We start from the raw sequence: 19,065 nt of genomic DNA on the forward strand, positions 1-19,065 counted from the left end.
CGTGATCGCGGCAGTCAGCGACGTCTTGCCATGGTCAACGTGACCGATCGTGCCAATGTTGACGTGCGGCTTATTGCGCTCAAACTTGCTCTTTGCCATTAGTGGCTCTCCATTCTTGTCCCTTGACGGGAATAATCTTCAAATCTGGTGGGGCGTACCCCGATCACTTCTGACCGGAGTACTTTGCCTGGATTTCCTGCGCCACGTTCGACGGAACCGGCGAGTAGTGGTCGAACGTCATCGAGTACTGAGCGCGACCTTGGCTCATGGAGCGCAGGTTGTCGACGTACTTGAACATGTTCGCGAGCGGAACATGCGCGTTGATGACGATGGTGATACCACGGCTTTCCTGGCCCTGGATCTGACCACGACGGGAGTTCAGGTCGCCGATAACGTCGCCGACATAGTCTTCCGGCGTTACGACTTCGACCTTCATCATCGGCTCGAGAAGCTGTGCACCAGCCTTCTTGGCTGCTTCACGGAAGCAGGCACGCGATGCGATTTCGAAGGCGAGAACCGACGAGTCGACGTCGTGGAATGCACCGTCGATCAGCGTCGCCTTGACGCCGAGCATCGGGAAGCCAGCGAGCGGACCGGAAGACAGAACGCTTTCGATACCCTTCTGAACGCCCGGGATGTATTCCTTCGGAACAGCACCACCGACGATCTTGGATTCGAACTTGAAGTCTTCGCCTTCAGGGTTCGGTTCGAAGATGATCTTGACGCGCGCGAACTGACCGGTACCACCGGACTGCTTCTTGTGCGTGTAGTCTTCTTCGTGCTGACGCGTGATCGTTTCGCGATAGGCAACCTGCGGCGCGCCGACGGTTGCTTCAACCTTGAACTCGCGACGCATACGGTCAACGAGAATGTCGAGGTGAAGTTCGCCCATGCCCGCGATGATCGTCTGACCGGACTCTTCGTCGGTCTTGACGCGGAACGAAGGATCTTCAGCAGCCAGACGGTTGAGCGCGAGGCCCATCTTTTCCTGGTCGCCCTTGGTCTTCGGCTCGATCGCGATCTGGATGACCGGCTCGGGGAATTCCATGCGCTCGAGGATAACCGGCTTCAGCGGATCGCAGAGCGTATCGCCAGTGGTGGTTTCCTTGAGGCCGGCCAGAGCAACGATGTCGCCTGCAAAGGCTTCTTCGATGTCTTCACGCGAGTTGGAGTGCATCTGCAGCATACGGCCGACGCGCTCGCGCTTGTCCTTGACCGTATTGATGACGGACGTACCCTTTTCGAGCTTGCCCGAGTAGATGCGCGCAAACGTCAGCGAACCGACGAAGGGGTCGTTCATGATCTTGAACGCGAGCATGGAAAGCGGCTCGCTGTCGTCAGCATGACGCTCGATCTCGGCTTCGGTCTTGAAGTCGATGCCCTTGATCGCCGGAATGTCCAGCGGCGAAGGCAGGTAGTCGACGACGGCGTCGAGAAGCGGCTGAACACCCTTGTTCTTGAACGCGGTACCGCAGAACATCGGGTGGAACTTCACGTCGATGGTGCCGCGGCGAACCAGTGCACGGATCTGTTCATTGTCGGGCATGATGCCGTTCAGGTAGTTTTCCATCGCTTCTTCGTCGATCTCGACAACGGTCTCGATCAGCTTTTCGCGATATTCGTCAGCCTTGGCCTTCATGTCATCGGGAATTTCGACGACGTCCCACTGAGCGCCGAGCGATTCGTCGCGCCAGATGAGTGCGTTCATCTCGATCAGGTCGATAACGCCCTTGAACTCGGTCTCAGCGCCGATCGGCAGCTGCATGACGACGGCAATGGCACCGAGACGGGTCTTGATCATTTCTACCGAGCGGTAGAAGTCAGCACCGGTCTTGTCCATCTTGTTGCAGAAGATCATGCGCGGAACATGATACTTCTCAGCCTGGCGCCAGACGGTTTCCGTCTGCGGCTCCACACCGGCGTTGGCGTCGAGCAGCGCGATGGCGCCGTCGAGAACGCGCAGCGAACGCTCGACTTCAATGGTGAAGTCAACGTGGCCGGGGGTGTCGATGATGTTGAAACGGCGCATCTTGCCGTCACGGCCCTTCCAGAAGGTCGTGGTCGCAGCAGACGTGATGGTGATACCACGCTCCTGCTCCTGCTCCATCCAGTCCATCGTGGCAGCGCCATCATGGACTTCGCCGATCTTGTGCGACTTACCGGTGTAATAAAGGATACGCTCGGTGGTCGTCGTCTTGCCGGCGTCGATATGCGCCATGATACCGAAATTGCGGTAGTCTTCGATTTTATATTCGCGAGCCATAATGGACTGCCTTTCGATATGCGACCGGTTAAGATTACCAGCGGTAATGCGAGAATGCGCGGTTGGCGTCAGCCATCTTGTGCGTGTCTTCGCGCTTCTTGACAGCCGAACCACGGTTGTTCGCAGCGTCCATGAGTTCGCCGGAAAGGCGATCGACCATGGTCGTTTCGTTGCGCTTGCGCGCAGCGGTGATCAGCCAGCGGATGGCCAGAGCCTGACGGCGCTCGGGGCGAACGTCGACCGGAACCTGATACGTAGCACCACCAACGCGGCGCGAACGCACTTCAACGTGCGGAGCAACGTTGTCGAGGGCGGAATGGAACACGCCGAGCGGCTCCTGCTTCGTCTTGCCCTGAACGACGTCGAACGCGCCGTAAACGATGCTTTCTGCGACCGACTTCTTGCCGTGAAGCATGATGGCGTTCATGAACTTGGTAACGATCAGATCGCCGAACTTCGGATCCGGGTTGATCTCACGCTTTTCTGCACTATGGCGACGGGACATATTCTTTGTCTCTCAATGTTATTGACGCTTTACCACGCGGAGAACCTCGCGCAGCGCCGGAATTTGTTTAAACCGAATTACTTCGGACGCTTCGCACCGTACTTGGAGCGGCGCTGCTTGCGGTTCTTGACGCCCTGGGTATCGAGAACACCGCGAATGATGTGGTAACGCACACCCGGCAAATCCTTTACGCGGCCGCCGCGGATCATGACCACGGAGTGTTCCTGAAGGTTGTGACCTTCGCCCGGAATGTAGCCGATGACTTCAAAGCCGTTGGTGAGGCGGATCTTGGCAACCTTACGCAGAGCCGAGTTCGGCTTCTTCGGGGTCGTCGTGTAAACGCGGGTGCAAACACCACGCTTCTGCGGGTTTTCCTGAAGAGCAGGAACCTTGTTGCGCTTTACCTGTGCCTGGCGGGGCTTACGGATCAGCTGGTTTACGGTAGGCATATAACCATCCCTTGCAAAAACTACTTTAGCCACCCGAACGGGTGGCGGCTATGCCGTTGCCGGCGACGACGCACGTATATATCCTCATGCGCAAAACGTGGCCCGATCCGTTTTCACGGATGGACCACCAAGAGCAGAGGACACCTCAACGAGGCGTCTTGCATGCAACATTCGTGTCTTCTACGTGCAATGGAGTCTTGTTTGAGATGATGTTCGGAAAAAAGGTTTCCGAACGGCCAGCACCCACAGAGGCTCCGATGGCGGGCGTACTACTGTTTTAGCCAGCTTTCGTCAAGGCCGAATCCGCATTTTGCGCCCGCGCCCGCGGCCACAAAGCCCGCAGGCGGGCCATTTCACCCTCCTTCTAACAGAAGTCACCATCGGCAACAGCGATTTTGTGCTCCGGCCTTTGGCTTTTCATAAAATCCGTCTATTGATTCCCTCAAGCGGCCAGACTTGGCCCGCCACGCGCAAGACCCGCTCCGGTCGACCCGCGTACATAGCAACGACAGATCAAGGAACCGCGTCATGAGCACCCTCCCCGACAACGACAATGGACGCGACGAGCCGATGGTCTTCATCGTCATCGGCAAGGCTTACGAGACCGATAACTCCGAGGGCATCGACATCCACGTCATCCTTCGCGCCCCGGACGACGACACCGCCGTGCGTGAAACGCTGAACGCGCTTTCCGAGGAAGGCTTCATCGAGGCCGACCTCGACCAGATCGGCATGCTGACCGAAATCCCCGATGAAGAGCCGCACGCTTCCGCCTATCAGGGCGCACTGGAAGGCGAAGTGGCCATCATCCGCTTCGCCTGAGGCGCGGCCATGGTGGTGAGACGCATCGTCACCAACATCGCGACACCCGACCCTGAACGGGCGGGTGTCTTTTATAGCGATATTCTCGGCATGACCATCGCCATGGATCACGGCTGGATCGTGACCTATGCAAGCCCGGTTGAAACACCTGCCCAGATCAGCTTTGCCCGTGAAGGCGGCTCCGGCACGGCGGTCCCCGACATCTCCATCGAGGTCGACAATTTCGACGAGGTTCACACCCGGATAATTGAAGCCGGACTGCCGGTCGAATACGGCCCGGCCACCGAAACATGGGGTGTGCGCCGCCTGTTCCTGCGCGATCCCTTTGGCAGGCTGATCAACATATTAAGTCACTTATAGGTTATATACTTTAAGTTCAGTAGTATTATTTCATTTCTGTTGAACAACGCGAATATATTGGCGTAAAACAATCCTGACATGAATCTCCGGTGGCAGGTTGGATCATATATCTTCGGCAGACATCATCGATGACATTTACGAAGCGGCGCTTTTTCCCGACCGCTGGGCGAAAGTCATCGCCACAATCGGTCAACAGCTGGATTTCTGGGGCGGCGCCCTTACCTGGGGCAAGGGAGAGGAAGAAGCCTGGCTTTTCACGCCCAATTTCCAGGAATTGATGCAGGCCTTCATGGAGGGCGGCTGGAATCATCGCAATGACCGCCTCACCCGCGCAATCCGCGAGGGACAATTTTCCTTCGTGCATGATTTTGATGTTTTTACCCATGATGAATGGGCCGGGCTGCCGATCGTGCGTGACTTCCTGATGCCGCGCGGTCTGGGCTATGGTGTGGCGACCCAGGTCGCTCCACCCGATCATCCGGAAATGACGGTGATTTTCGAACGCAAGCTCGACAGCGGCATCATCGGCCCGGAGACGATGGCGGCGCTCGGCGGCCTGAGGCCGCATATCGCTCGCAGCCTCACGCTGGCTACCCGACTGCAGCGTCAGAAAGCCGATGCGATGACGCTTGGCCTCAACGCCATCGGCGCGCCGGCGGCAGTGCTTCAGGCAAGCGGACGCCTTCTCTCCGCCAATGACCTGTTTCTTTCACTTCAGAAATGTATCTCTACACGCGCCCGTGACAGGATTCTGATTTCCGATGAAAGGGTCAACCGGCTGCTTTATAATGCACTTGCCGGACATAGCGTCGGTTCCTTCCCCCTGCCGACCGAAGACAGGGCATGCATACTGCACGTCATACCGCTACGAAAGGACGCGCTGGACCTTTCCCCGAACGGCTCAGCCATCATATTGATATCCCAGCCCTCAGACACGGTCTTCGACGCCACGCCGCTGCTGAAGGGGCTTTATGACCTCACCAAGGGCGAAGCCCGTGTTGCGCTGGAAATCATGAAGGGGCTTTCCCTTCCCGCCGTGGCAAAGCAATTGCGGATCTCCCACGAAACGGTGCGCAGCAACGCCAAGTCGATCTATGCCAAAACCGGCAGTACCGGCCAGACCGATCTCGTCCGCCGCCTTTCCGTTCTGACACGCTACACCATCGGCGAACAGGGCTGAGAACGCGCCGACACTGATGATCTGAAAGATCGGATCAGCTCTCCCACCCGCCAAACAAAAAACGCCCGGATTGCTCCGGGCGTTTTACTGAATTTTGGCGGGGCTTAGTAAAGCCCCTGCCCCAAGCTTATTCGGCGGCCGGAACCTGATCCGTCATGTCCTGCAGCATCTGGTTCGCAGAACCTGCACCCGTACCCTTGCGGCGTTCCTCGAGAATGAGGTCGTCACGCGAGGTGGCGATGCGGCGGATCTGCGTCATGGTGCCGCCAGTACCGGCCGGGATGAGACGGCCGACGATGACGTTTTCCTTGAGGCCCTGCAGCGTGTCCGTCTTGCCGGCAATCGCAGCTTCCGTGAGAACCTTGGTGGTTTCCTGGAAGGATGCGGCCGAGATGAAGGACGGCGTCTGCAGCGAAGCCTTGGTGATGCCGAGCAGAACAGGATCGCCGTAAGCCGGCTTCTTGCCCTCCTCGATCAGGCGGTCGTTCATGTCGTCCAGCTCGATACGGTCGACATTGTCGCCAACGATGTACTGGCTGTCGCCGGCATCGGTGATTTCGACCTTCTGCAGCATCTGGCGAACGATCACTTCGATGTGCTTGTCGTTGATCACAACGCCCTGCAGTCGGTAGACTTCCTGGATTTCGTTCACGAGGTAGGAAGCCAGAGCCTCCACGCCCTTGATTGCCAGGATGTCGTGCGGCGCCGGGTTGCCGTCGAGAATGTATTCACCCTTCTCGATGTAGTCGCCTTCCTGAAGATGGAAGGGCTTGCCCTTCGGGATCAGGTATTCGACCGGCTCGACGCCGTCTTCCGCAGGCTCGATCATCACGCGACGCTTGTTCTTGTAGTCGCGACCCAGGCGGATCGTACCGTCGATCTCGGCGATGACGGCGTGATCCTTCGGACGACGTGCTTCGAACAGTTCGGCAACGCGCGGCAGACCACCGGTGATGTCCTTCGTCTTGGCGCTTTCCAGCGGCGAACGTGCAAGCACGTCACCCTGGGAGACCTTCGAACCCGGCTCAACCGACAGGATGGCGTCCACGGACAGCTGGAAGCGGGCTTCGCCACCACGGGCAAGCTTCGCAACAGCGCCGGAAGCGTCCTTGATGACGATCGCGGGCTTGAGGTCCGAACCGCGCGGCGTCGAACGCCAGTCGATAACCTGACGTTTGGTGATGCCGGTGGATTCGTCGGTGGCTTCCAGAACGGAAAGGCCGTCGACGAGGTCCTCGAAGTGAACGGTACCTTCCACTTCCGTCATCATCGGACGGGTGTAGGGGTCCCACTCTGCCAGACGCTGGCCACGCTTTACCTTGTCGCCATCGTCCACGAAGATCTTCGAACCATAGGCAACGCGCTGCGAAGACCGCTCCTGACCGCGCTCATCGAGAATGGTGACGGCCATGTTACGGCCCATCGCGATGAGAGTGCCTTCGGAGTTGCGCAGAATGTTGCGGTTCTTGATCGCAATCGTGCCCTCGTAAGAGGCTTCGAGGAACGACTGGTCGACCACGTTCGCCGTACCGCCAAGGTGGAAGGTACGCATGGTGAGCTGCGTGCCCGGTTCACCGATCGACTGTGCGGCGATGACGCCAACGGCTTCGCCCATGTTGACAGGCGTACCGCGTGCAAGGTCACGACCGTAGCAGACGCCGCAGACGCCAACCTGCACTTCGCAGGTCAGAGCCGAGCGGATGCGCACGGACTGGATGCCCGCCTTTTCGATGACGGCCACATCGGCCTCATCGATGAGCGTGCCGGCCTTGACGAGGTTTTCGCCGGAAACCGGATGATCGATATCATCAAGAGCCGTACGGCCGAGGATACGCGCGCCGAGCGAGGCAACGACCTGGCCGGCATCGACGATGGCGGTCATGGTGAGGCCCTTGTCGGTGCCGCAATCGGTGGAAACGACGATGCAATCCTGCGCGACGTCGACGAGACGACGGGTAAGGTAACCCGAGTTCGCCGTCTTCAGGGCGGTGTCTGCCAGACCCTTACGGGCACCGTGGGTCGAGTTGAAGTACTCGTTAACGGTCAGGCCTTCCTTGAAGTTCGAGATGATCGGCGTCTCGATGATTTCACCCGACGGCTTCGCCATCAGGCCGCGCATGCCGCCCAGCTGACGCATCTGGTTCGGAGAACCACGGGCGCCCGAGTGGGACATCATGTAGATGGAGTTCATCGGCTTCTGGCGGCCCGTTTCCGGATCGAACTCGACAGCCTTGATGCGTGCCATCATTTCTTCGGCGACCTTTTCGGTTGCCTTGCCCCAGGCGTCGACAACCTTGTTGTACTTTTCGCCCTGGGTGATGAGACCATCATTGTACTGCTGTTCGTATTCCTTCACCAAGGCTTCGGTGTCGCCAACGATCTTCACCTTGCTGTCCGGAATGACCATGTCGTCCTTGCCGAACGAAATGCCGGCGCGGCAGGCGTGGCTGAAGCCGAGCTGCATGATGCGGTCGCAGAAGATGACCGTGTCTTTCTGGCCGCAATGACGGTAGACCGTGTCGATCATCTTGGAGATGTTCTTCTTGGTCATTTCCTGGTTGCAGACGTCGAAAGGCACGTTGACGTTCTTCGGCAGAAGTTCGCCAATCAGCATACGGCCAGGGGTCGTTTCATGGATCTTCGAAACCGGCTTGCCATCGGCATCCACAGTCTTGAAGCGGCCGCGGATCTTGGCATGCAGCGTCACGACCTTGTTTTCAAGCGCGTGATGCAGCTCACCGATATCCGAGAACGCCATGCCTTCGCCCGGCTCGTTCTGGTTCATGATCGACAGGTAATAGAGGCCGAGAACCATGTCCTGCGACGGAACGATGATCGGATGACCGTTCGCCGGATGCAGGATGTTGTTGGTCGACATCATCAGCACGCGTGCTTCCAGCTGGGCTTCCAGCGAAAGCGGCACGTGGACAGCCATCTGGTCACCGTCGAAGTCGGCGTTGAAGGCCGTGCAGACGAGCGGGTGCAGCTGGATGGCCTTGCCTTCGACCAGCATAGGTTCGAAAGCCTGGATACCCAGACGGTGCAGCGTCGGTGCGCGGTTCAGAAGAACCGGATGCTCGCGGATGACCTCGTCGAGGATATCCCAGACTTCCGGCTTTTCCTTTTCAACCAGCTTCTTGGCCTGCTTGACGGTCGAGGAGTAACCCTTGGCGTCGAGGCGGGCGTAGATGAAGGGCTTGAACAGTTCGAGCGCCATCTTCTTCGGCAGGCCGCACTGGTGCAGCTTCAGTTCCGGACCGGTCACGATGACCGAACGACCGGAATAGTCGACGCGCTTGCCGAGAAGGTTCTGGCGGAAGCGGCCCTGCTTGCCCTTGAGCATGTCGGAGAGCGACTTCAGCGGGCGCTTGTTGGCACCCGTGATGACGCGGCCGCGACGGCCGTTGTCGAACAACGCATCGACGGATTCCTGCAACATACGCTTTTCGTTGCGGATGATGATGCCAGGCGCGCGAAGCTCGATCAGGCGCTTCAGACGGTTGTTACGGTTGATGACGCGGCGATAGAGATCGTTGAGGTCGGACGTCGCGAAACGGCCGCCATCCAGCGGAACCAGCGGGCGCAGGTCCGGCGGAATGACCGGAACGACCTTCATGATCATCCATTCAGGACGGTTGCCCGACTCCATGAAGTTCTCGACGATCTTCAGGCGCTTCATCAGCTTCTTCTGCTTGAGATCAGACGTGGTCTCAGCAAGTTCGGCACGCAGGTCGCCGGCGATCTTTTCGAGGTTCATCGAAGCCAGCATCTCGTAGATGGCTTCAGCGCCGATCATGGCGGTGAACTGGTCTTCGCCGAACTCGTCGACGGCGATCATGTACTCTTCTTCGGACAGAAGCTGGTTCTGCTTCAGCGAAGTGAGGCCAGGCTCGGTGACGATGTAGTTCTCGAAATAAAGAACGCGTTCGACATCCTTCAGCGTCATGTCGAGCAGGGTCGAGATACGCGAGGGAAGCGACTTCAGGAACCAGATGTGGGCAACCGGCGCTGCGAGCTCGATATGGCCCATGCGCTCACGGCGAACGCGCGACAGCGTTACTTCGACGCCGCACTTTTCGCAGATGATGCCCTTGTACTTCATGCGCTTGTACTTGCCGCACAGGCACTCGTAGTCCTTGATCGGTCCGAAGATACGCGCGCAGAAAAGGCCGTCGCGTTCCGGCTTGAACGTACGGTAGTTGATGGTTTCCGGCTTCTTGATCTCGCCGTAGGACCACGACAGGATTTTTTCCGGCGAAGCAATCGAAATCCGGATGGAATCGAAATGCTGCGCAGGCACCTGAGGATTGAAAAGATTCATGACCTCTTGGTTCATGCCTTGTCTCCTTGAGAGGCTAGCTGCTGCCCCTGTTTGCATCCGGACCGGTTTCTTCCCGGGTCGCCGTCCAGAGCTTTAAATACGGATTAACCGCACAATGCGGCGAAAGTGTCCCACGCCAGCCGGGCTGACGGGAAACCGGCAGGCGCCTGGAAGGCGCCCGCCTCTCTCATTTTTATTCCGCCGCGTCGGGCAGCTGGTCTTCGGGCTGGTTCTCGATCTTCGAGTTTTCCAGCTCAACCGAAAGACCGAGCGACCGCATTTCCTTGACGAGAACGTTGAAGCTCTCCGGAATACCGGCCTCGAAGGTATCGTCGCCACGGACGATCGCTTCGTAGACCTTGGTGCGGCCGGCCACGTCGTCCGACTTGACGGTCAGCATTTCCTGCAGCGTGTAGGCCGCGCCGTATGCTTCCAGAGCCCAGACTTCCATTTCCCCGAAGCGCTGTCCGCCGAACTGCGCCTTGCCGCCCAGCGGCTGCTGGGTAACGAGCGAGTAAGGACCGATCGAGCGAGCGTGGATCTTGTCGTCGACAAGGTGGTTCAGCTTGATCATGTACATGTAGCCGACGGTGACCTTGCGGTCGAACGGCTCACCGGTACGACCGTCATAAAGGACGGACTGACCGGATTCATGCAGACCTGCCTTCTTCAGCATCGCGGCGACGTCAGGCTCATGCGCACCGTCGAAGACCGGGGTCGCGATGGAAACACCGCGCTTGGCTTCTTCGGCAAGCTTCACCAGCGAGTCGTCGTCGAAACGCTGAACCTCGTCATTGGCTTCAGACGCGTAGATTTCCGTCAGCTCGCTGCGAAGCTCGCTGATGTCCATCGTCTTGCGATACTCTTCGAGCATCTCGCCGATCTTCTTGCCCATGCCTGCGCATGCCCATGCGAGGTGGGTTTCGAGGATCTGGCCGACGTTCATGCGCGAAGGCACGCCGAGCGGGTTCAAGCAGATGTCGACATGCGTGCCGTCTTCGAGGAACGGCATGTCCTCGACAGGAACGATACGCGAGACGACGCCCTTGTTACCGTGACGGCCGGCCATCTTGTCGCCCGGCTGGATCTTGCGCTTAACAGCAACGAAGACCTTGACCATCTTCATGACGCCCGGAGGCATTTCATCGCCGCGCTGGACCTTTTCGACCTTGTCCATGAAGCGCTGTTCAAGGCGCGACTTGGACTCGTCGTACTGGCCACGAAGCGCTTCGAGTTCGGACTGGGCCTTCTCGTCTTCGACCGCGAACATCCACCACTGCGAGCGGGGGTATTCGGAGACGACGGCGTTGGAAAGCTCGACGCCCTTCTTGAAGCCCTTCGGACCGGCGATGGAAACGTGGCCACGCAGCATGTCGATCAGGCGGCCGTAGACGTTACGGTCAAGAATTGCCTGCTCGTCGTCGCGGTCCTTCGCCAGACGTTCGATCTCTTCGCGCTCGATAGCCATCGCGCGCTCGTCCTTCTCCACACCGTGACGGTTGAAGACGCGGACTTCGACGACCGTACCAAACGTGCCCGGAGGCATGCGCATGGAGGTGTCGCGAACGTCGGAAGCCTTTTCACCGAAGATGGCGCGCAGAAGCTTTTCTTCCGGCGTCATCGGGCTTTCGCCCTTCGGCGTGATCTTGCCGACGAGGATATCGCCCGGCTGAACTTCCGCACCGATGTAAACGATACCGGCTTCGTCGAGGTTCTTCAGCGCTTCTTCCGAAACGTTCGGAATGTCGCGCGTGATTTCTTCCGGACCAAGCTTCGTGTCGCGCGCCATCACTTCGAATTCTTCGATGTGGATGGAGGTGAACACGTCGTCGGAAACGATACGTTCCGACATCAGGATCGAGTCTTCGTAGTTGTAGCCGTTCCAGGGCATGAACGCGACGAGCGCGTTACGGCCAAGCGCCAGATCGCCGAGGTCGGTCGACGGACCGTCCGCGATGATGTCGCCCTTGGAGATGGCGTCACCAACGGAGACCAGCGGACGCTGGTTGACGCAGGTGTTCTGGTTCGAACGCTGGAACTTCTGCAGACGGTAGATATCGACGCCCGACTTGCCGGCATCGAGGTCTTCCGTAGCGCGGATAACGATACGCGTCGCATCCACCTGGTCGACCACACCGCCGCGGCGAGCCGCGATGGCAGCGCCGGAGTCGCGAGCAACAACCGGTTCCATGCCCGTGCCGACGAACGGCGCTTCGGCCCGCAGAAGCGGAACGGCCTGACGCTGCATGTTCGAGCCCATGAGAGCGCGGTTGGCGTCGTCGTTTTCCAGGAACGGAATGAGAGCCGCTGCGACCGAAACGAGCTGCTTCGGCGAAACGTCCATCAGGTTGATGTTGTCGCGCGGTGCGAGCATGACTTCGCCCGAGTGACGGCAAACAACGAACTCTTCAACGAAGGCGCCTTCGCCATCAAGTTCGGCATTGGCCTGTGCGACGTAGTACTTGGCCTCTTCCATGGCGGAGAGGTAGATCACGTCGGTCGTCACCTTGCCGTCGGTGATCTTGCGGTACGGGCTTTCGATGAAGCCGTACTTGTTCACACGGGCAAAGGTTGCAAGCGAGTTGATCAGACCGATGTTCGGGCCTTCAGGCGTTTCGATCGGGCAAATACGGCCGTAATGGGTCGGGTGAACGTCACGGACTTCAAAGCCGGCGCGCTCACGGGTCAGACCACCCGGTCCAAGAGCCGAAAGACGGCGCTTGTGGGTGATTTCCGAAAGCGGGTTCACCTGGTCCATGAACTGCGACAGCTGCGAGGAACCGAAGAATTCGCGAACCGCGGCAGCTGCCGGCTTCGCATTGATCAGGTCCTGCGGCATCACGGTGTCGATTTCGATCGAGGACATACGTTCCTTGATCGCACGTTCCATGCGCAGAAGGCCCAGACGATACTGGTTTTCCATCAGCTCGCCGACAGAACGAACACGGCGGTTGCCGAGGTTGTCGATGTCGTCGATTTCGCCCTTGCCGTCGCGCAGTTCGACCAGCATCTTGACGACCGCGAGGATGTCTTCCTTGCGCAGCGTGCGCACGGTGTCTTCCGCGTCGAGGTCGAGACGCATGTTCATCTTCACGCGGCCAACAGCCGAGAGATCGTAACGTTCAGCATCGAAGAACAGCGAGTTGAACATCGCTTCCGCCGAATCCATGGTCGGCGGCTCACCCGGACGCATGACGCGGTAGATGTCGAACAGGGCTTCCTGACGGTTCTCGTTCTTGTCCGCAGACAGCGTGTTGCGGATATAGGCGCCAACATTGACGTGGTCGATGTTGAGGACCGGAATCTCGTCAAAGCCGGACTGCAGGATGATGCCGAGCGTCTTCTCGTCGATTTCGTCGCCGGCTTCGAGATAGATTTCACCCGTCTCGTAGTTGACGATGTCTTCGGCCAGATAGTTGCCGTACAGGTCTTCGTCGGTCGCCTTCAGCGCCTTGAGGCCCTTTTCGGAGAGCTGGCGGATGAGGCGCGGGGTCAGCTTCTTTCCACCCTCGACAACGACTTCGCCGGTATCGGCGTCGATCATGTCGGTGATGACCTTGGCATTCTTCAGCGTCTCAGGCTGGAACGGAATGCGCCAGCCATCGCCGGAGCGCTCGTAGGAAGCCTTGGTGTAGAAGGTCGACAGGATTTCTTCGCCATCCATGCCAAGCGCCATAAGGAGCGAGGTCACGGGCAGCTTGCGGCGACGGTCGATACGCGCATAGACGATGTCCTTGGCGTCGAACTCGATGTCGAGCCAGGAACCGCGATACGGGATGACGCGGGCAGCGAACAAAAGCTTGCCGGAAGAATGGCTCTTGCCCTTGTCGTGGTCGAAGAACACGCCCGGCGAACGGTGCATCTGCGAAACGATGACGCGCTCGGTACCGTTGACGATGAACGTGCCGTTATTGGTCATGAGCGGCATGTCGCCCATGTAGACGGACTGTTCCTTGATGTCCTTGATGGACTTCGCGCCTGTATCCTCGTCAATATCGAACACGATGAGGCGCAGCGTCACTTTCAGCGGCGCTGCATAGGTCAGATCGCGCTGACGGCATTCCTCGACGTCGAACTTCGGCGCTTCGAATTCGTAAGATACGAATTCGAGCATGGATGCGCCCGAAAAATCGGTGATCGGGAATACGGATTTGAATACGGCATTCAATCCCTCGTCGGGACGGCCACCCTTGGGCTCGTCAACCATGAGAAACTGGTCATACGAAGCCTTCTGAACCTCGATGAGGTTCGGCATTTCCGCGACTTCTGGAATTTTGCCGAAAAACTTGCGTACGCGCCTGCGACCGTTAAACGAAAGGGTCTGAGCCATCGTCGCTCCTTTAAAATTGCATCCGGGCCTGCAACGGACGGGAACCGATGGCCAGTCGACCCCGTCAAGCAATGGGTATCATCAATCTCGTTCCACATCCCGGATCGATCAGGCCGGATTGCCTAGATGAGCCGGTTCGGAACCATTCTCTTGAAGAACCCATTACCCAAAAGCCATTTTCACGCGGCTTTTGGGTAATAAGTTTTAAAAACGATGACGACGGAAAGGGGCATGAAGCCCCTTCCCGCCAGCAATCGCAAGATTACTTAACGTCGACCTTAGCGCCGGCGTCTTCAAGCTTCTTCTTGAGGTCAGCAGCTTCAGCCTTGGAAACAGCTTCCTTGACAGCCTTCGGAGCGCCTTCAACGAGGTCCTTGGCTTCCTTCAGGCCGAGACCCGTGATAGCGCGGACTTCCTTGATGACGTTGATCTTGTTGGCGCCAGCGTCAACCAGGATCACGTCGAATTCAGTCTTTTCTTCTTCAACAGCAGCAGCAACGCCAGCACCGCCAGCAGCAGCAACAGCTACCGGAGCAGCAGCGGAAACGCCCCACTTTTCTTCAAGAAGCTTCGACAGTTCTGCAGCTTCCAGAACGGTCAGGGTGGAGAGGTCTTCAACGATCTTTGCGAGATCAGCCATTTTGATAGTTCCTTTTGTTCAGTTCGAACCAGTTTGAATAATTACAGCGAAAAACCGCCTTAAGCGGCTTCGTCCTTCTTGGCGTAAGCCGAAAACACGCGTGCAAGCTGGCTTGCAGGTGCGGCGACAACCGTAGCGACGCGAGTTGCCGGGGCATTGAGAAGGCCCAGCAGCTTTGCACGAAGCTCGTCCAGCGAAGGCAGGGTCGCAAGCGACTTGACTGCTTCGGCGTTGAGCGTGGTTGCACCCATGGCGCCGCCGAGAACAACGACTTTATCGTTGGTCTTTGCGAAGTCCATGACGACTTTCGGAGCGATCATCGGGTCGACGCTGTATGCAATCAGCGTCTGGCCCTTGAAGAGATTTGTCATCCCTTCCGACTCCGTGCCCTGAAGAGCGATCTTGGCCAGGCGGTTCTTCGCGACCTTGACGGTGCCTCCGGCAGCGCGCATCTTCGAACGGAAGTCGTTCATCTGCGCAACGGTGACACCAGCATAGTGGGCCACGACAACCGAACCGGAAGCCTTGAAGACTTCGTTCAGCTCCGTGACGAATTCGCGTTTTTCCGCTCTTTCCACTGTCTGTCTCCAGTAGACGGGACCACATGATTGTGAACCCGTCGGGTTTGCCTTTGCCCCAGGGGACCTTCTTACAAAGATCCCGAGCGACGCTCGAGGATCCTGTCCCCCGCTCTGTCGCCGCAAACGGCTCCAGGCACAGGCACACCAGGTTCGAACCGGACAGTCAGACATCCTTGGATGTCTCAAATCCAGCCTCACCCGTCTCATGCAGGTTGAATGATTAAGGCCAGATCCCGAAAGACATGGCCACCTGCAATCTCGGACAGGAGTTCCGGGTTTCCCCGGAAATCTCCGGCTCCCTGAGAGCCGGAAATTCTTTTAGTCACACGCCCCGAAAGACGCGCGAGAATTGATTAAGCCGTAACCGACGAAGGGTCGATCTTGACGCCCGGACCCATGGTCGAGGAAATCGCAACGCGCTTGACGTAGTTGCCCTTGGCACCCGTCGGCTTTGCCTTGATGACTGCATCGGCGAAAGCCTTGATGTTTTCTTCAAGAGCCTTGGCGTCGAACGAAGCCTTGCCGATACCGGCATGCACGATACCAGCCTTTTCAACACGGAATTCGACAGCGCCGCCCTTGGACGCCTTGACGGCGCCGGCAACATCCATCGTCACCGTACCGACCTTCGGGTTCGGCATCATGCCACGCGGGCCGAGTACCTTGCCGAGACGACCGACGAGCGGCATCATGTCCGGGGTCGCGATGCAACGATCGAAGTCGATCTTGCCGCCCTGAACGATTTCAACCAGTTCTTCCGCGCCAACAACGTCAGCGCCGGCAGCCGTGGCTTCATCAGCCTTGACGCCACGGGCGAAAACGGCGACGCGAACGTCACGGCCGGTGCCGTTCGGCAGGTTGACAACGCCACGAACCATCTGGTCCGCATGGCGCGGGTCAACGCCGAGGTTCATCGAAACTTCAACGGTTTCGTCAAACTTGGCAACCGCACGTTCCTTGACCATCGAAATGGCGTCGGTGAGAACGTAAAGCTTGTTGGGATCCACGCCTTCGCGGATCTTCTGAATGCGCTTTGCTACCTTGGCCATGATCAACCTACCACTTCCAGGCCCATGGCGCGGGCGGAGCCCTCAACCATTGCCATTGCGCCTTCGATATCGGCTGCATTCAGATCCTTCATCTTGGCTTCGGCGATCGTCTTGACCTGAGCCTTGGTGATGGAGCCGACCTTGGCGCCCTTGCCAGGCGTCTTGGAACCGGAGGTGATCTTAGCTTCCTTCTTCAGCCAATAGGTCATCGGCGGCTGCTTCATGACGAAGGTGAAGGACTTGTCCTGGTAATAGGTGATGACGACCGGGATCGGCATACCCTTTTCCATTTCCTGCGTGGCGGCATTGAACGCCTTGCAGAATTCCATGATGTTAATGCCACGCTGACCAAGTGCAGGACCGATCGGCGGGGACGGATTGGCCGACCCAGCCTTTACCTGCAACTTGAGCTGGCCTGCAACTTTCTTAGCCATATCTCTCTGCCTTTCAATTCAAACCGGTTACCCGGCTTCTCTCTAGCCGGATCGCTCCGGCGGCTGCGGTTGCGTGGTGCGGCGCCCTGCCCCGGCTTTGAGAGCCAGATTGCCTTCCACGCGCTTGGGGTTTCACCCCTCCAATCAGACCTTCTCGACCTGATTGTATTCCAGCTCGACCGGCGTAGCGCGGCCGAAAATCGAAACTTCCACCTTCAGGCGCGAACGCTCTTCGTCGACATCCTGCACCACGCCGTTGAACGACGCGAACGGACCGTCGGAAACGCGAACCTGCTCGCCGATCTCGAACGAAACCGAAGACTTCGGACGCTCGACACCTTCCTGAACCTGACCGAGAATACGATCGGCTTCATAATCGGGAATCGGAACAGGCTTATTGTCCGAACCGAGGAAACCGGTAACCTTCGGCGTGTTCTTGATGAGGTGATAGGCCTCATCCGTCAGGTTGGCGCGCACCAGCACGTAACCCGGAAAGAACTTGCGTTCGCTATCAACCTTACGGCCGCGACGCACCTCGACAACCTTTTCGGTCGGCACGAGGATTTTCTCGAAAAGATGATCAAGACCCTTCTGGCGGGCCTTTTCCTCGATCGACTCGGCGACCTTCTTTTCGAAATTCGAATATGCGTGAACGATGTACCAGCGTGCTGCCATTTTTATTCTCCGTTCAATCCTTCACCAGGCCGTTACCGGCCTACGTTCAGCACGAGGCTGAGCAGCCAGCCGATGAGCTGGTCTGCAGCAAAGAAGAACAGAGCCGCAAAAATGACCATCACCAGCACCATAGCCGTCGAAATCATGGTCTCGCGGCGCGACGGCCAAGTAATTTTTGACGCTTCGGCGCGAACCTGCTGCAGAAACGTAAACGGATTGGTTTTGGATGCCATTGACTGCCCACGCAATTACGGCGCGTAAAGCCGAACTAATCAGCCCCACGCACCGCGTGTCTGTTTTGACCTACATAAACACCGATTCCACTTTTAACAAGAGGAAATCGACATTCCGCGAAATTCACCGGAAATCCGGTATCCATCTGCCGTGCAGCGAAGACCGCGCTTGCGAATGGAAAGTGGCAGGGGCAGTAAGGCTCGAACTTACGACCTGCGGTTTTGGAGACCGCCGCTCTACCAACTGAGCTATACCCCTTCATCACCGTAACTGACCGCGAAAATCGCTTGGCCAGTTCGATATGCGTTCCTTTAAGGTGCACGGAAAAGAATGGCAAGGGTGTTTTTCGTTTTTTCACAATGTCTGGCAAAATACACGGACGACCCGCCTGCCCCGCCCGGCACAATGCCTATTCCCTTGATCTTTCTCACACTCCCCAACAGGAAAAACCCATGAGCATCTATCTCGTCCGTCACGGCCAGACCGAATTTAATGCCGTTCAGCGCTGGCAGGGTCAGGTCGATTCGCCGTTGACGGAGTTGGGACGGCAACAGGCGGCGCGCATGGGACGTAAGCTCGCCGCGCTGACCGGCACAGGTGAAGCGCATGTTTTCTCGAGCCCGCTCGGACGGGCACGGCAGACCTGCGAGATCATAGCCCGTGAGATCGGCATGATCGACGGTATCACCCTCGATCCGGGTCTGATGGAAATCGGCATGGGTGCATGGGATGGCATGACGGATTACGAGATCGATCACGAATATCCCGGCATGCGCGACGGACTGGACCGGCATGAGTGGTTTTTTCACGCCCCCGGGGGTGAAACATTTGAGAAAATGACGGACCGCGTTGCCCGCAGCCTGGAGACGATCAAACAGAGGCAGGCCGGCGACGCGATCATCATCTGCCACGGCATCACCAGCCGGATATTACGCGGCGTTTATGCGAGCCTCCCGAAAGACGAGACACTGCGCCTCGAAGTACCGCAAGACGCGTTCTTCCATCTCAGGCACGGCGACATTGTCCGGATCGATTGCTGAGGCTTTTTTGCAATAAAAAACCCCGCTGTCTCCAGCGGGGTTTTCTCAAATCCCTTGCGGGAAAAGATTACTCGACGATCGAAGCCACGATGCCGGCGCCGACGGTACGGCCGCCTTCGCGGATAGCGAAGCGCAGCTTTTCTTCCATCGCGATCGGAACGATCAGCTCGACTTCAACCGTG

General features: G+C 58.1%; 16 protein-coding genes, 1 tRNA gene and 1 pseudogene. 4 read left to right on the top strand and 14 right to left on the bottom strand.

Features of this window, described 5'->3' with window-relative positions; all coding sequences use genetic code 11:
• The 4 genes from PL640_RS25015 to rpsL all read right to left on the bottom strand — a co-directional run.
• Positions 1–99 (bottom strand): GTP-binding protein (locus PL640_RS25015; RefSeq protein WP_141681087.1); only part of this gene is annotated, 99 nt, incomplete at its 3' end.
• 64 nt (positions 100–163) lie between these two features.
• Positions 164–2,263 (bottom strand): elongation factor G, encoded by a 2,100-nt coding sequence (gene fusA / locus PL640_RS25020; protein WP_052817949.1) that lies wholly within the window; start codon positions 2,261–2,263, stop codon positions 164–166.
• A gap of 34 nt (positions 2,264–2,297) precedes the next feature.
• On the bottom strand, positions 2,298–2,768 hold the full coding sequence (rpsG, locus tag PL640_RS25025) for a 30S ribosomal protein S7 (protein ID WP_046798164.1): 471 nt from the start codon (positions 2,766–2,768) through the stop codon (positions 2,298–2,300).
• Positions 2,769–2,845: 77 nt separating this feature from the next.
• Entirely contained in the window at positions 2,846–3,217 is a 372-nt protein-coding gene (rpsL, locus tag PL640_RS25030) for a 30S ribosomal protein S12 (protein WP_003507760.1), read from the bottom strand.
• A gap of 528 nt (positions 3,218–3,745) precedes the next feature.
• Here rpsL and PL640_RS25035 point away from each other — a divergent pair.
• The 3 genes from PL640_RS25035 to PL640_RS25045 all read left to right on the top strand — a co-directional run bounded on the left by PL640_RS25035 (position 3,746) and on the right by PL640_RS25045 (position 5,579).
• Complete coding sequence (locus tag PL640_RS25035; protein WP_003523731.1) at positions 3,746–4,039, top strand: hypothetical protein; 294 nt, start codon at positions 3,746–3,748, stop codon at positions 4,037–4,039.
• A gap of 9 nt (positions 4,040–4,048) precedes the next feature.
• Positions 4,049–4,399 (top strand): VOC family protein, encoded by a 351-nt coding sequence (locus PL640_RS25040; RefSeq protein WP_271363842.1) that lies wholly within the window; start codon positions 4,049–4,051, stop codon positions 4,397–4,399.
• Positions 4,400–4,496: 97 nt separating this feature from the next.
• Entirely contained in the window at positions 4,497–5,579 is a 1,083-nt protein-coding gene (locus tag PL640_RS25045) for a helix-turn-helix transcriptional regulator (protein WP_271363843.1), read from the top strand.
• A 127-nt stretch (positions 5,580–5,706) separates the two neighbouring features.
• Here PL640_RS25045 and rpoC read toward each other — a convergent pair whose 3' ends face one another.
• From rpoC to PL640_RS25090, 9 genes are all read right to left on the bottom strand, one after another.
• The gene (gene rpoC / locus PL640_RS25050) at positions 5,707–9,915 is read right to left on the bottom strand and encodes a DNA-directed RNA polymerase subunit beta' (protein WP_142840175.1); all 4,209 of its coding nucleotides are present in this window, start codon (positions 9,913–9,915) and stop codon (positions 5,707–5,709) included.
• Between the two features lie 178 nt (positions 9,916–10,093).
• A complete protein-coding gene (gene rpoB / locus PL640_RS25055) occupies positions 10,094–14,230 on the bottom strand; it encodes a DNA-directed RNA polymerase subunit beta (protein WP_142840176.1) in 4,137 nt (1,378 codons plus the stop codon).
• Between the two features lie 262 nt (positions 14,231–14,492).
• Positions 14,493–14,870, bottom strand: coding sequence for a 50S ribosomal protein L7/L12 (gene rplL / locus PL640_RS25060; protein WP_142840177.1), 378 nt, complete (start codon positions 14,868–14,870; stop codon positions 14,493–14,495).
• 59 nt (positions 14,871–14,929) lie between these two features.
• Entirely contained in the window at positions 14,930–15,448 is a 519-nt protein-coding gene (gene rplJ, locus PL640_RS25065; protein WP_142840178.1) for a 50S ribosomal protein L10, read from the bottom strand.
• Between the two features lie 356 nt (positions 15,449–15,804).
• Positions 15,805–16,500 carry a 50S ribosomal protein L1 gene (gene rplA, locus PL640_RS25070; protein ID WP_142840179.1) on the bottom strand — a complete coding sequence of 232 codons (696 nt, stop codon included), beginning with the start codon at positions 16,498–16,500 and terminating at the stop codon, positions 15,805–15,807.
• Positions 16,501–16,502: 2 nt separating this feature from the next.
• The gene (gene rplK, locus PL640_RS25075) at positions 16,503–16,934 is read right to left on the bottom strand and encodes a 50S ribosomal protein L11 (protein ID WP_027677153.1); all 432 of its coding nucleotides are present in this window, start codon (positions 16,932–16,934) and stop codon (positions 16,503–16,505) included.
• 144 nt (positions 16,935–17,078) lie between these two features.
• Entirely contained in the window at positions 17,079–17,609 is a 531-nt protein-coding gene (gene nusG, locus PL640_RS25080; RefSeq protein WP_046798156.1) for a transcription termination/antitermination protein NusG, read from the bottom strand.
• A 32-nt stretch (positions 17,610–17,641) separates the two neighbouring features.
• Positions 17,642–17,842, bottom strand: a complete 201-nt coding sequence (gene secE / locus PL640_RS25085; protein ID WP_003523719.1) for a preprotein translocase subunit SecE — start codon at positions 17,840–17,842, stop codon at positions 17,642–17,644.
• Positions 17,843–18,025: 183 nt separating this feature from the next.
• Positions 18,026–18,101 (bottom strand) — tRNA-Trp (locus PL640_RS25090).
• Between the two features lie 194 nt (positions 18,102–18,295).
• Between PL640_RS25090 and PL640_RS25095 the strand changes: the two genes are divergently transcribed.
• Positions 18,296–18,883 (top strand): histidine phosphatase family protein, encoded by a 588-nt coding sequence (locus PL640_RS25095; protein ID WP_271363844.1) that lies wholly within the window; start codon positions 18,296–18,298, stop codon positions 18,881–18,883.
• 67 nt (positions 18,884–18,950) lie between these two features.
• On the opposite strand, the pseudogene PL640_RS25100 reads toward PL640_RS25095, so the two are convergent.
• A pseudogene (locus tag PL640_RS25100) lies at positions 18,951–19,065 on the bottom strand (EF-Tu/IF-2/RF-3 family GTPase); the annotation flags it as partial.

This window comes from Agrobacterium sp. ST15.16.024 (genome assembly GCF_027956545.1).
Lineage (GTDB): Bacteria > Pseudomonadota > Alphaproteobacteria > Rhizobiales > Rhizobiaceae > Agrobacterium > Agrobacterium cucumeris.